Origin of the sequence: Mesorhizobium sp. L2C066B000, assembly GCF_000502335.1 — a bacterium.
Taxonomy (GTDB): Bacteria; Pseudomonadota; Alphaproteobacteria; order Rhizobiales; family Rhizobiaceae; genus Mesorhizobium.
Genome location: NZ_AYWZ01000020.1, coordinates 66,464 through 78,922, shown reverse-complemented (window position 1 = coordinate 78,922; position 12,459 = coordinate 66,464). Strand labels below are relative to the sequence as shown.

Below are 12,459 nucleotides of genomic sequence, written 5' to 3'. Positions count from 1 at the left end.
ATTCGGGGTTGAAAAGCGGGCAATTGGGTCAGGCGCAGTCGATGACAACCTTCCCGAACACGTCGCCCTGCTGGAAGTGGCGGTACGCTTCGGGGGCTTCGGCAAAGGGGAAGACCCTGTCGATAACGGGCTTGAGGCGATGCTGCGACACGGCGCGCAGCATGGCCTCGAGATTGCTGCGGCTGCCGACGAACAGGCCGCTGATGGTGGCGAGGCTGCGCTGATAAAGCGCTGCCGGCATCTCGATCGATCTGCCACTGGCGTCCTGCAGCGTCAGCAGCACGATGTGTCCATAAAGCGTGCTGGCAATCAGCGACTGCGCGAAGGTGGCCGGGCCGCCGGTTTCGACGACGAGGTCGATGCCGCCTGTCTGCTCGCGCGCCCAGCCGCCCCATTCCGGTATGTCGGTGCTGGAGACAACGAGGTCGGCGCCCAGCGCCCGCAGCCTGTCGGCCTTCTCCGCGCGCGATGTGATGGCGACAACCCGGCAGCCGAGCAACTTGGCGAACTGCAGAGCAAACAGCGAAACGCCACCCGAACCGATGGTGAGAACCCATTGACCAGGCTTCGGAATCCGGGTCCCGGTCACCGCGTTCCAGGCCGTCACGCCGGCGCAGGTCAGCGTCGCCGCTTCGTGCCAGCTCAGATGATCGGGCAGTCGCGCCGCCCATTGTTCGTCGAGCACGGCAAACTTAGTCAGCATGCCGTCCAGCGTACAGCCGAGCTGGTCGATCAGACCGGCATTGATGCGGCCATCGATCCAGCGGGCGAAGTAGCTGCCGGTGACGCGGTCGCCGACGGCAAAACGGGTAACGGCATCGCCGATTGCGACGACGTCACCGGCGCCGTCGCTCAGCGGCACGATGCCTTGCCGCGGCGGCAACGGATAGGTGCCGCCAAGGATCATCGTGTCGCGCCGATTGAGCGAGGCGGCGCGGACTCGCACCACGATCTCATGCGGTTTCGGTTCCGTCCGCGCCTCGTCGCGCATCGCCAGGGATTCGGTTCCACCAAACCCTTCGAGACGGTAGCTGCGCATGCCACTCTCCTTAACAATATATATAGACTGATCTACATACTATATAGACCGATTGTCATATTCTTGGCAAGGCCTATAATGCGTCACTGCTGACAGAGGTTGACATGGCCAACGACACCCGCACCCGCATACTCGAGACCACAGGCCTGTTGCTCAGGCAGCGTGGCTATCACGGCACCTCGCTCAACGACATTCTGGGCGCCAGCGGGGCGCCGCGCGGCTCGCTCTATTTTCATTTCCCAGGCGGCAAGGACCAACTGGTCATCGAGGTGACGCGCAACAGCGTTGCCGACGTCACGAAAAGGCTGGGCGAAGCACTGGCAGCCGAGAGCGATCCTGCAGTGGCCGTCCATCACATCTACCAGTCGGTCGGGCGCATGCTGGAGGACAATGATTTTTCGCTGGGTTGCCCCATCGCGCCGATGGTGCTGGATTCACCCACCGATGTGCCGGAACTGGCGGAACTCTGCCGATCGGCTTTCGAGCAATGGATCGGCTTGCTGCGACAGGCCTTCGTCAGGGCAGGGGTGCCCGAACGCCGCGCGCACGCTTTGGCGCTGCTGATCGAATCCTCGCTGGAAGGGCTGATGGTGATTGCGCGGGCCACCCGCGACCGTGCACCGGTGCTGGTGGTGGCCGATGAGGTGGCTGCATTCGTCGAGCAGGCGGTGCTTGCGGGCAAGGTTGCGCGGCAGGCGGAGAGCGCGGCCTAACTAACTGGTCTCTAAAACAAAAAGGGCGCCTCTCGGCGCCCTTTCCTTATCCATAAGCCAGGTTGGCTGGATTAGAAATCCATGCCGCCACTCAAGCCCGCTTGCGGGCTTGAGCAACTTTAGCTCATGGGCGGCTTTATGGATTCTTAGAAATCCATGCCGCCCATGCCGCCCATGCCGCCGCCGCCCATGCCGCCAGGCATGCCGCCGCCAGCCGACTCCTTCTTGGGAGCCTCCGCGATCATGGCTTCGGTGGTGACGAGCAGGCCGGCGACCGAAGCCGCGTCCTGGAGAGCGGNGACGAACGATGTTGATGCCGGCAGCCTGGTCGGCATTGACGCCGGTGACCTTGATGTTGGCCGAAGCGCGCAGGAGAGCGACGCCGCCGCCTGCAACGATGCCTTCTTCCACGGCCGCACGGGTCGCGTTGAGGGCGTCATCGACGCGGTCCTTCTTTTCCTTGACTTCGACTTCCGTCGCGCCGCCGACACGGATCACCGCAACGCCGCCGGCGAGCTTCGCCAGACGTTCCTGCAGCTTCTCCTTGTCGTAGTCCGACGTGGTCTCTTCGATCTGCTGCTTGATCTGGGCAACGCGGCCCTGGATCTCGGCCTTCTTGCCGGCGCCGTCGACGATGGTGGTGTTCTCCTTGGAGATCGACACCTTCTTGGCGCGGCCGAGCATGTTGAGGCCGACATTCTCGAGCTTGATGCCGAGGTCTTCCGANATGACCTGGCCACCGGTCAGGATGGCGATGTCTTCCAGCATGGCCTTGCGGCGATCACCGAAGCCCGGCGCCTTGACGGCGGCGATCTTCAGGCCGCCACGCAGCTTGTTGACGACCAGCGTGGCCAGAGCCTCGCCTTCGACGTCTTCCGAGATGATGAGCAGCGGCTTGGAGNCGCAGCTTGTTGACGACCAGCGTGGCCAGAGCCTCGCCTTCGACGTCTTCCGAGATGATGAGCAGCGGCTTGGAGGTCTGCACGACGGCTTCGAGAACCGGCAGCATGGCCTGGAGGTTGGACAGCTTCTTCTCGTGCAGGAGGATGTAGACGTCCTCGAGCTCGGCAACCATCTTGTCGGCGTTGGTGACGAAGTAGGGCGAGAGATAGCCGCGGTCGAACTGCATGCCTTCGACGACTTCCAGCTCGGTCTCGGCGGTCTTGGCTTCTTCAACCGTGATGACGCCTTCATTGCCGACCTTCTGCATCGCTTCGGCGATCATGNGTCTCGGCGGTCTTGGCTTCTTCAACCGTGATGACGCCTTCATTGCCGACCTTCTGCATCGCTTCGGCGATCATGGCGCCGACCGACTCGTCGCCATTGGCCGAGATCGTGCCGACCTGGGCAACTTCCTCGGAGGTCTTGATCTTCTTGGCAGCCTTGCCGAGAGCCGCGACGACTTCGGTCACGGCCAGGTCGATGCCGCGCTTCAGATCCATCGGGTTCATGCCGGCGGCAACGGCCTTGTGGCCTTCCTGGACGATCGACTGCGCCAGAACGGTCGCGGTCGTGGTGCCGTCGCCGGCGATGTCGTNGGAAGTCTTGATCTTCTTGGCGGCCTTGCCGAGAGCAGCGACCACTTCGGTGACGGCGAGATCGATGCCGCGCTTCAGGTCCATCGGGTTCATGCCGGCGGCAACCGACTTGTGGCCTTCCTGGACGATCGACTGCGCCAGAACGGTCGCGGTCGTGGTGCCGTCGCCGGCGATGTCGTTGGTCTTCGAAGCAACTTCGCGGACCATCTGCGCGCCCATGTTTTCGAACTTGTCTTCAAGCTCGATTTCCTTGGCGACGGTGACGCCGTCCTTGGTGATGCGCGGTGCGCCGAACGACTTGTCGATGACGACGTTGCGGCCCTTGGGACCGAGCGTGACCTTCNTCGATTTCCTTGGCGACGGTGACGCCGTCCTTGGTGATGCGCGGTGCGCCGAACGACTTGTCGATGACGACGTTGCGGCCCTTGGGGCCGAGCGTGACCTTCACTGCGTCGGCGAGGATGTTGACGCCGCGCAGCATGCGCTCGCGGGCGTCGCGGGAGAATTTTACGTCTTTAGCAGCCATTTTTTAGCTCCTGGCAGGGGGCTTGCGATCAAGCCCGAAATTAGTTGACGGTGAGGCCGATGATCAGCCGATGATGCCCATAATGTCGGATTCCTTCATGATCAGAAGGTCTTCGCCNTTCGATTTCCTTGGCGACGGTGACGCCGTCCTTGGTGATGCGCGGTGCGCCGAACGACTTGTCGATGACGACGTTGCGGCCCTTGGGACCGAGGGTCACCTTCACCGCGTCGGCGAGGATGTTGATGCCGTGAAGCATGCGCTCGCGCGCGTCGCGGGAGAATTTTACGTCTTTGGCAGCCATTTTTTAGCTCCTGGCAGGGGCTTGCGATCAAGCCCGAAATTCAGTTGACGGTGAGGCCGATGATCAGCCGATGATGCCCATAATGTCGGATTCCTTCATGATCAGAAGGTCTTCGCCATTGAGCTTGACTTCGGTGCCCGACCACTTGCCGAACAGGATGCGGTCGCCGGCCTTGACGTCCAGCGGGACCAGCTTGCCGGCTTCGTCGCGAGCGCCGGAGCCGACGGCGATGATCTCGCCTTCCTGCGGCTTTTCCTTCGCCGTATCCGGGATGATGATCCCGCCGGCGGTCTTGGATTCGGATTCGACCCGGCGTACGACCACGCGGTCATGNGCCGTATCCGGGATGATGATCCCGCCGGCGGTCTTGGATTCGGATTCGACCCGGCGTACGACCACGCGGTCATGAAGCGGGCGGAACTTCGACTTTGCCATTTTTTCTTCCTCGAATGAGAACGGTGAGAGCTGTTCCTCGATCCGGCGGTGCCGGATGTGCGTTAGCACTCACCTGGGGAGAGTGCTAACGTGCGCTGAAATAAGCGCGTGGCTTTCGAGAGTCAAGGCGAACGATGAGCACAATTGTGCCAATTGGAGCCGTGCCGCGATCCGACGGCAGACCCTACCGGCGCCGCGGCGATTTAAGCACCAGAAGCGGGCATCGTTCCGCCAGCCCATAACCCCCTGTCGGCGCGAGGCGGACACTGTCAAAAAACCGGCTCGCCTCTTCGACCAGCGTCGCCGCCGGCGCGAAACTGTAGACAGTCTGCGAATTCGCATAGACATCGATGGTGCCGATGACCGGCATCTCCCATCCGGTCGTCGCGGCAAGGGCCTCCCGGTCGGCAAACAGCGCATCGAAGGCGTCGAGGATCGCCCGCACCGGAATGGCGCGGTCGGGATCGCCGCCGGCACAAGCCATGGCAATGCGCCATTTGAGTTCGTGGAAGGTCGCGACACCACCGGACAGCGTCAGCGCCCGGACCTCCTGCAGATCGTCCGGCACCTGAGGGCTTGCATAGGCGCGCAATGCAGCCCGCCCACCGGACTTCAGCACACGCGCGATCTCGGCAAGCAGCGCCTGCCGTGCAACCGAGGAGTCCAGCGCCGACAGGCAGCCGTCGCCGATCACCGCCCCGGCGCTTTCGTCGCCCAGCGGCAACTCCAGCCAGTTGCCGATCACCGCCTTGCGTGAGGCGGTATCGCCCGGCCAGATGCCCGATATCATGGCAGTGGACTCGTCGATCGCGAGCATGGTCCTTCCGAGGCCGGCAAGCTCCGGCGTGACCCCGAGCAGCACCACATCGACTGATTGCAGGCTAAGTTCGCGCTCATAGGCGGCGACAGCTTCCGGGGGCGGACACAGCGGCGACCCGAGAAGCCGCCAGTGACGGCGAATTGCGTCCCAATGCTCAGTCATGCGGAACGGTTTGGGGAAAGGCTGGACATATTTCCTTCCAGGCTGTTGGTTGCCTTGCGAGTTACCTCATGCAGGAAAGGCCATGGCCCGCATTGCCGTCATAACGCATGAATTTGACCGCTTCCAGAGCCGGCGGGGCCTCCTGCTGCGCCAGGACAGCCCCTACATGCTGTTCGACGTCCTGGCGGAGCTGAAACGGCGCGGTCACTCCGTGCAGATCATGCGTGGACCCTCGGCAAGTCATAACGCCGATATTGCCGTCCTGCATGTCGACGCGACAGTGACGCCATCGGACTATGTCGACTACGCGCGCGGATTTCCGATTTGTCTCAATCTTGGTGCAACCGACATTTCCAAGCGCCGCATCAGCGGTGCGATCCTCGAGGAGGGTGCCAACTGGAGCGGCCAGGTCATCGTCAAGAGCAACCTCAATCATTGGGGGACGCCCGAGGAGCAGCTCAACCGAAAATCCGTTCGCGCCGGCAAGGCAGTGCCTTTCCCGGGCGCTCAGACCTTCGACCGTTATCAGGTGCATGCCTCGCTGGCCGATGTGGCGCCGGAGATTTTCAGGCGTGCCGACCTGATCGTGGAAAAATTCATTCCCGAAATCGAGCCCGACGGGTTTGCGGCGCGGTTCTGGATATTCTGCGGCGATCGGGAGCGCTGCACCCGCTATGTCTCGCCGCAGCGCCTGGTCAAGGGCGACGACACCGTCCGCCGGCAGCCGGTTGCGGTTCCCGACGAACTGCGCGCCTTGCGTCGGAAGCTGGGCTTCGACTATGGCAAATTCGACTTTGTCGTGCATGAGGGCAGGGCCGTGCTGCTCGATGCCAACAAGACCCCAGGTCGCGCCAGGAACCTGTCGAAGATTGTTGCCGCCGGCACAGCCAACCTGGCCGACGGCTTCGAAAACCTCATCCACCAGACCGGACGGGGTCGAATCGGGCGCTAGAGAAACAGTCCCAACTGCGTATGGATGATCGACCGGTAGTCCTCGATGGTGTGGCGGCTTTCCTCCTGGTCCTGGGTCAGCGCCATGCGCACGACGCCGCCGGCCAGCTGGAAGATCAGGAAAACCATACGGCCGAACTCATTGCGTCGCTCTGGCGCGAGAAAGGGGCCGACATGGTCGCAGAACATCGTCGCCTGGTGCCGGGTTTCGGCGATGTCGAGATTCTTCAGCGCCTTGTCAGCCTGGATGGCGTTTTGCAGGTCCTGAATGGCGGGGTCGCCGGCGACGCGCTCATAGTAGTCGTCGAGCAGCCGGTCGGCCGCAGCGATAACGTCGCTCAGCCCGCCGACGTCGGCAACGATCGCGGCAAGCCGGGCGCGGCTCACTTCGGAGAATTGCTCGTAGAGCATCGCCAGGATCGCCGACTTGTTGGGGAAGTAATGATAGACGGTGGCGATCGGCCCGCCGGCCTGTGCGCCGACTTCCTTCATGGTGACGGCGTCGATGCCTTTCTCGCCGATCAGCCGCATGGTCGTCGACAGGATGGCGTCGATGCGCTCGCGGCTGCGCTCCTGTTTGGGCCTGCGCCTCGGTTCGGTCGTCATCTGCACTGCTTCGTTCATGCCGCCATCCTCTCGATCGCCCAGACCATTCGATCGCCAAGGCCATCCCAGCCTTGTTGGTGCCAAGTCCCGCTACTGATTGACAAACGAATATGATCGAGTATCAGTTTCTAAATGCTGACAGACTGTCAGTTTTTTTGCCGTCAGGCAAGGACGTTGGGAGGCGACCGTGACTTCTGCTGGTAACGCGGATGCCGGGAACGGCGACTGGCTGGTCGGCAACCCCACTGGGGCGCAACTCGCCTCGGCATTGTGGATCGGCTCGGTCGGGCTGCTCATTCTCGGGCTGCAGCCGGTGCTTCTCGGCGCGCTCTACACCGAAGGGCATGTCAGCGGTGACGAACTCGCGCTGGTCGCCACGGCGGAGATGATCGCCATCGGCATCGGATCGGCGGCCATCGCCATGATGCTGTCCGCCCACAATATGCGCTTGAAAAGTGCCGTCCTTCTGCTCTTGCTGGCGCTGGCTAACTGCGCGACCGCCTATGCGCTGACCTCGACCTCGCTGATTGCCGCCCGCGCGGTGGCAGGCCTCGCCGAGGGTGGGCTGGTGGCGGTCGCCACGGAACTGATCGCCCGTTCACGCCGGGCCGAGCGCATCGGCGGCTTCTTCGTCACCCTTCAGACCCTGGCGCAATGCGCCCTTGCCCTGCTGCTGGCGCTTTACGTCATCCCGGCCGCCGGATCGGCGGGCGGCTTCATCGTTCTTGCCGTCGTCTGCATCGCCTCGGTGGCCGTCGCCTTCATCGTCCCCGATAGCTATGCCGACCTGCCCAAGGAGGAACAGTTCAGCAATGTGCTGACCGTTCCTTCGCTTGCCGCTTTGCTGAGCGTCTTCTGCTACTTCATGTTCTTCGGCTCGGTCTGGGCGTTTCTCGAGCCACTTGGCGCACAATACGGCATCGATGGCCGCACCGTCGGCCTGATCGTCTCGGCCAACCTCGCATTGCAGGTGCTGGGCGCAATGACGGCTACCGTCTTCGAGGCGCGTATCGACTACCGCTTCGCCATCGTGGCGATCGGCGTGGTCGCCGTCGCCAGTTCCGTGGTGCTCGCCGGCAGCCCCGGCCTGACGGTTTTCTGGGTCGCGGCCTTGATCATGGGCTTCATCCTTCTATTCATCGTGCCCTATCAGATCCGGCTGGCGATCACCGCCGACGAGACGCGCACGGCCGTGCTTCTGGTGCCGGCGGCCCAGCTTTTCGGTCTGGCGATCGGCCCGGTCGCGGCANCGGTGCCGGAATTTGCCGCCGCCAGTGCGGCGGCCAGCGTCGTGCTGCTCGGCCTGTTCGTCCTGATCGCGCGGCGCCGCCGCGCGATCGCCTGAGACACGACCGGGGGAGCATCTCCTCGATACTTGACTAAGTCAAATAAATGACCGATCGTTGATGGGCAGGAGGCTTCCCATGACGATCCATCATCAACCCGGCAAGGAACGCATCGACGCGGTGCGGGCTTTCAACCGCTTCTACACCCGCCAGATAGGTCTGCTCGACGAAGGCCTGCTGAAAAGCGCCTTCTCGCTGACCGAGGCGCGGGTGCTCTACGAACTGGCGCATCGCGATGGCCTGACCGCCAGCGATCTCATCCGCGATCTCGGCCTCGACGCCGGTTATGTCAGCCGGCTCCTGAAGAAGTTCGAGCACCTGCAGCTGATTGCGCGCGCGCCGCTGGCGTCGGATGCGCGGCAGTCGTCGATCACGCTGACGCCGGTGGGGCGGCAGGCCTTCGCGCCGCTGAACCGGGCTTCGCACGACCAGGTCGCGGCCTTGCTGGAGCGGCTTCCTGCTGCCGAACAGGACCGGCTGGTCAAGGCCATGCAGACGGTGCAGCAACTCCTGGGCGACAGCCCGGAGTCCAAAGTGCCGTATATGCTGCGCCCCTTGCAGGTCGGCGACATCGGCTGGGTGGTGCGCCGCCAAGGACAGATCTACGCACAGGACTATGGCTGGGACGAAACCTACGAGGCGCTGGTCGCCGAAATCCTCGGCGCCTTCGTAAAATCCTTCGATCCAGAATGGGAACGCAGCTGGATTGCCGAACGGCAAGGGGAGGTGGTCGGCTCGGTCTTCGTCGTGCGCAAATCCGACGCGGTGGCGAAGCTGCGCCTGCTCTATGTCGAACCATCGGCGCGCGGCCTCGGCATCGGCAAGCGGCTGGTTCAGGAGTGCATCGGCTTTGCTCGTGCCAAGGGCTACACGACGCTGACCCTATGGACCAACGACATCCTGACCGCCGCCCGCCACATCTACGAGAGTGCCGGCTTCAGGCTGGTGGACGAAGAGCGCCATCACGCCTTCGGCAAGGATCTGGTCGGCCAGAACTGGAACCTGGAGCTGTAGCGCCTTTTCACCGGAAGAAGGCAAGATCGCGCGCAAACGCTCTCACACTCTAACCGGAATCCATATCTCCAGCCCGCCATTGCCACTGCGCGGATCGAACTCCGGGCCGTAGCGTTCGAATTCGGGGCCGTCGGCTATATCGTGCCCCGAGGCCGGCAGCCATTTGTTCCAGATCGTGTTGACGGTGCGGCGGATCGTGGAGATGTGCTCGGCATGGGTGAACACGGCGTATTTCTGCGCCGGCACGCGCACCCGGGAAAGCTCCTTCGGCAGGTCCGAGAAATCCGAAACTTCGACGCCGGCGATATAGTCGAAATTGCCGGCATCGTCGCCGTTGACGCAGACGCCATAGGCGACGTCGCCGGTCTCGCCCGGAATGTTGCCGATATAGGGACCGAAGCGCTGCCACTGCATCGGAATGGCCGCGCTGGTTTCGCAGCTGTAGCGCTCGCCGAGGCCGGCAATGAGGAAGGGACGGCCGGTCTCGAAGCGCGGCGGCGGCAGTGAGGCGAGGAAGGACTGGTCCATCAGGATCGGCTCCACGAGGTCGAGATTGCTGAGGCTGCCCTGCGCGCGCACCAGTTCCGGCGTCGTGCCGAACTGATCGCGGAAGGCGCGGGTGAAGGCTTCGTGCGAGGCGTAGCCGGCATCGAGCGCGACCGCGAGGATGTCGGGCGCGCCGGAAGCCAGCTTGCGCGCCGCTTCGGTCAGCCGGCGCGCGCGCATATAGCCCATCACCGAACGGCCGGTGGCGGCGCCAAAGGCGCGCGTCACATGAAAGCGCGAGACGCCGCTGCTTTGCGCGACATCCTCAAGCGAGATCGCTTCCGGCAAATGGCCCTCGACAAACCACAGCGCTTTCTCGGTCGGGTTCATAGGTCTCCTCGCATTTGGCGGCACATTTTGTCGGCTTTTTGCGAGGTCAGTTTGATCGAAATTGCGCCTGTCGTAAAATCGAAGGGCGCTGGTCGACTGTGGCAGGTCACCATCGTGGAAAGCCGTTGCTGGGCGGCCTCGGCCTGGCTCGCTGGGACAATATCTGGGCGCGCTGGGTGCGGGCACCACCTTTGCCTATGCGCTGTGGAACCACCGCCGGCTCGATGCCTTCGCCGCCGGCGAATTGCCGCCGAAAGCCTAGGTGTGCCGGTGGCGAGGACGCGCAAGACGACCTTTCTTCTCACGGCGTTCTCGACGGCAATTCACGTCTCGGTCGGGAGGTCATCCGCAACCGTCATTGCCTGTGCCATGACCGCATCTGCATGGCTGCCATCCCTCTTTTTCGGCTCTGGTGCAATGCGGCGCCTTGAATGGTAAGCACGCTTATAATATATACCGCTCATGGTTTCCGACGGCATAGATAGATTGGGCTTTTTGATCCACGACGTGCAGCGCCTTATGCGCAAGCGCTTCGAGGCGCGCGCCAGCGGACTTGGCCTTTCCTCGGCACAATGGCGGCTTCTGGTTCGCGTTGCCAAGGAGGCGGGCGTCGCCCAGGCTCGCCTCGCCGAACTTCTCGAAATCGAGCCGATCAGCGTTTCACGCCTCGTCGACCGGATGGAGGAGGGCGGCTGGATCGAGCGGCGCTCCGACGCAACTGACCGGCGCGTGCGTATGATCTTCCCGACAGCCAAGGCGAACGCGGCCTATGCCGAGGTCAAAAGCCTTGCTGGTGAAGTTTATGAGGAATCGCTGGTCGGCGTTTCGCCGGACGACCGCCGCGTCCTTATCCGGGCGCTGGACACCATCGTGCAAAACCTGGCGGACGGCGAGACGTCGTCCTTGAAGAGTACGGAAGGGGCAGCAGCATGAACGCGGCAGCCAAGCTGGACGAGAATGTAACCAAGATCGAGACGCCGGCAAAGCCGGCCGCCGAAGCGCCTGCACAGCCGGCCGCAGCACCTGTCGCGGTGGCTCCCCCGGTTCAACCCGCTCCGGCTCCGGTCAAGAAGCGCCGCCTCGGCCGCTTGCTGCTGATGGTCGCCCTGCCGGCCGCGCTGGCCATTGGTGGCGGTTATGTCTGGGTGACCGGCGGCCGCTATCAGGAAACCGAGAACGCCAATTTGCAGCAGGCCAAGGTGTCGATCGCCTCGGACACCGCCGGACGCATCGTTCAGGTCGGCATCTCGGACAATCAGCAGGTCAAGCAGGGCGATGTGCTGTTTGCCGTCGACCCCGAGCCCTACCGGATTGCATTGGCGCAGGCCGACGCGGCGGTCGCAGTCGCACGCGTCGGTATCGAACAGCTGCGAGCCGCCTACAGCCAGGCGCTGGCGCAGGAAAAGTCCGATGCCAGCCAGGTCGACTACGCGCAGTCGCAGTATGACCGCGCCGCCGACCTTGCCCAGAAGGGCATCAACGCCAAATCGTCGCTGGACGAGGCCAAGAACGATCTCGACAAAGCCAGGCAGCAACTGGCCGTTGCCGAGCAAGGCATCATCAGCGCCAAGGCGGCTCTCGCCGGCAATCCCGATATCGAGACCGACAAGCATCCGACGGTGATGGCCGCACTCGCCGCGCGCGACAAGGCCGCCTACGATCTGGCGCAGACCACGGTCAAGGCGCCGGCCGACGGCGTCATCAGCCAGGCCTCCTCGTTCAAGATCGGCCAGTATGTCGGTTCCGGCACGCCGCTGTTTGCGTTGGTCGAGACCGGCGACACCTGGATCGATGCCAATTTCAAGGAAACCCAGCTTACCCACATGAAGCCTGGCCAGAAGGCCGAGATCGTCGTCGACACCTATCCGGGCAGAACTTTCGAGGCCACCGTCAAGGCGATCGGCGCCGGCACCGGCGCGGAGTTTTCGCTGTTGCCTGCTCAAAACGCCACCGGCAACTGGGTCAAGGTCACGCAGCGCATTCCGGTGCGCCTGGAGCTGACCGATGCCGACGCCAATATGGCGCTGCGCACCGGCATGAGCGCCTCGGTTACGGTGGATACCGGCGTTGCTCGCGGGTTCCCCGCTATCTTCGGCCACGCCACCGCAGGCGAAGCGCAATAGACTGTGAAT

Annotated in this window: 11 protein-coding genes and 2 pseudogenes; 6 read left to right on the top strand and 7 right to left on the bottom strand. The window is 63.4% G+C overall.

Annotated features, from left to right (window positions below; all coding sequences use genetic code 11):
• Positions 1-28: 28 nt before the first annotated feature.
• Entirely contained in the window at positions 29-1,039 is a 1,011-nt protein-coding gene (locus X733_RS139115) for an NAD(P)-dependent alcohol dehydrogenase (protein ID WP_023820004.1), read from the bottom strand.
• A 104-nt stretch (positions 1,040-1,143) separates the two neighbouring features.
• Between X733_RS139115 and X733_RS139120 the strand changes: the two genes are divergently transcribed.
• A complete protein-coding gene (locus X733_RS139120; protein ID WP_023820003.1) occupies positions 1,144-1,752 on the top strand; it encodes a TetR/AcrR family transcriptional regulator in 609 nt (202 codons plus the stop codon).
• A gap of 146 nt (positions 1,753-1,898) precedes the next feature.
• On the opposite strand, the pseudogene X733_RS01000000166680 reads toward X733_RS139120, so the two are convergent.
• The 4 genes and pseudogenes from X733_RS01000000166680 to X733_RS139130 form a co-directional block, all read right to left on the bottom strand.
• Positions 1,899-3,816, bottom strand: a pseudogene (locus tag X733_RS01000000166680) (chaperonin GroEL).
• Positions 3,817-3,934: 118 nt separating this feature from the next.
• Positions 3,935-4,117, bottom strand: a pseudogene (locus tag X733_RS139125) (TCP-1/cpn60 chaperonin family protein); the annotation flags it as partial.
• Between the two features lie 63 nt (positions 4,118-4,180).
• Positions 4,181-4,552, bottom strand: a complete 372-nt coding sequence (locus X733_RS0135765; RefSeq protein WP_081740754.1) for a co-chaperone GroES — start codon at positions 4,550-4,552, stop codon at positions 4,181-4,183.
• Positions 4,553-4,736: 184 nt separating this feature from the next.
• Positions 4,737-5,534, bottom strand: a complete 798-nt coding sequence (locus tag X733_RS139130) for a methyltransferase domain-containing protein (RefSeq protein ID WP_023819996.1) — start codon at positions 5,532-5,534, stop codon at positions 4,737-4,739.
• Positions 5,535-5,616: 82 nt separating this feature from the next.
• Between X733_RS139130 and X733_RS139135 the strand changes: the two genes are divergently transcribed.
• The gene (locus tag X733_RS139135) at positions 5,617-6,486 is read left to right on the top strand and encodes a hypothetical protein (RefSeq protein ID WP_023715203.1); all 870 of its coding nucleotides are present in this window, start codon (positions 5,617-5,619) and stop codon (positions 6,484-6,486) included.
• On the opposite strand, the gene X733_RS139140 is transcribed toward X733_RS139135, so the two are convergent.
• On the bottom strand, positions 6,483-7,109 hold the full coding sequence (locus X733_RS139140) for a TetR/AcrR family transcriptional regulator (RefSeq protein WP_023819995.1): 627 nt from the start codon (positions 7,107-7,109) through the stop codon (positions 6,483-6,485). The two genes, X733_RS139135 and X733_RS139140, sit on opposite strands and share 4 nt — an antisense overlap.
• A 169-nt stretch (positions 7,110-7,278) precedes the next feature.
• Between X733_RS139140 and X733_RS139145 the strand changes: the two genes are divergently transcribed.
• Positions 7,279-8,436 (top strand): hypothetical protein, encoded by a 1,158-nt coding sequence (locus tag X733_RS139145; RefSeq protein WP_023819994.1) that lies wholly within the window; start codon positions 7,279-7,281, stop codon positions 8,434-8,436.
• A 79-nt stretch (positions 8,437-8,515) separates the two neighbouring features.
• Positions 8,516-9,451, top strand: coding sequence for a helix-turn-helix domain-containing GNAT family N-acetyltransferase (locus tag X733_RS139150; RefSeq protein ID WP_023712754.1), 936 nt, complete (start codon positions 8,516-8,518; stop codon positions 9,449-9,451).
• Positions 9,452-9,493: 42 nt separating this feature from the next.
• Here the strand turns inward: X733_RS139150 and X733_RS139155 are convergent, their stop codons facing one another.
• Positions 9,494-10,327, bottom strand: a complete 834-nt coding sequence (locus tag X733_RS139155; protein WP_023819993.1) for an AraC family transcriptional regulator — start codon at positions 10,325-10,327, stop codon at positions 9,494-9,496.
• A gap of 462 nt (positions 10,328-10,789) precedes the next feature.
• Here X733_RS139155 and X733_RS139160 point away from each other — a divergent pair, with 462 nt between their 5' ends.
• Together X733_RS139160 and X733_RS139165 are read left to right on the top strand one after the other, a co-directional pair.
• Positions 10,790-11,260 (top strand): MarR family transcriptional regulator, encoded by a 471-nt coding sequence (locus X733_RS139160; protein ID WP_023705728.1) that lies wholly within the window; start codon positions 10,790-10,792, stop codon positions 11,258-11,260.
• Positions 11,257-12,450, top strand: coding sequence for an HlyD family secretion protein (locus X733_RS139165; protein WP_023819992.1), 1,194 nt, complete (start codon positions 11,257-11,259; stop codon positions 12,448-12,450). The genes X733_RS139160 and X733_RS139165 overlap by 4 nt, the downstream gene beginning before the upstream one ends.
• The last annotated feature ends 9 nt before the right edge of the window (positions 12,451-12,459 follow it).

Bases quoted from the DNA above. Each gene is read 5' to 3' on its own strand.
- X733_RS139130 (WP_023819996.1), bottom strand. From the start codon at position 5,534: ATGACTGAGCATTGGGACGCAATTCGCCGTCACTGGCGGCTTCTCGGG.
- X733_RS139165 (WP_023819992.1), top strand. From the start codon at position 11,257: ATGAACGCGGCAGCCAAGCTGGACGAGAATGTAACCAAGATCGAGACG.
- X733_RS139150 (WP_023712754.1), top strand. From the start codon at position 8,516: ATGACGATCCATCATCAACCCGGCAAGGAACGCATCGACGCGGTGCGG.
- X733_RS139120 (WP_023820003.1), top strand. From the start codon at position 1,144: ATGGCCAACGACACCCGCACCCGCATACTCGAGACCACAGGCCTGTTG.
- X733_RS139140 (WP_023819995.1), bottom strand. From the start codon at position 7,109: ATGAACGAAGCAGTGCAGATGACGACCGAACCGAGGCGCAGGCCCAAA.
- X733_RS139135 (WP_023715203.1), top strand. From the start codon at position 5,617: ATGGCCCGCATTGCCGTCATAACGCATGAATTTGACCGCTTCCAGAGC.
- X733_RS139115 (WP_023820004.1), bottom strand. From the start codon at position 1,039: ATGCGCAGCTACCGTCTCGAAGGGTTTGGTGGAACCGAATCCCTGGCG.
- X733_RS139155 (WP_023819993.1), bottom strand. From the start codon at position 10,327: ATGAACCCGACCGAGAAAGCGCTGTGGTTTGTCGAGGGCCATTTGCCG.
- X733_RS139160 (WP_023705728.1), top strand. From the start codon at position 10,790: ATGGTTTCCGACGGCATAGATAGATTGGGCTTTTTGATCCACGACGTG.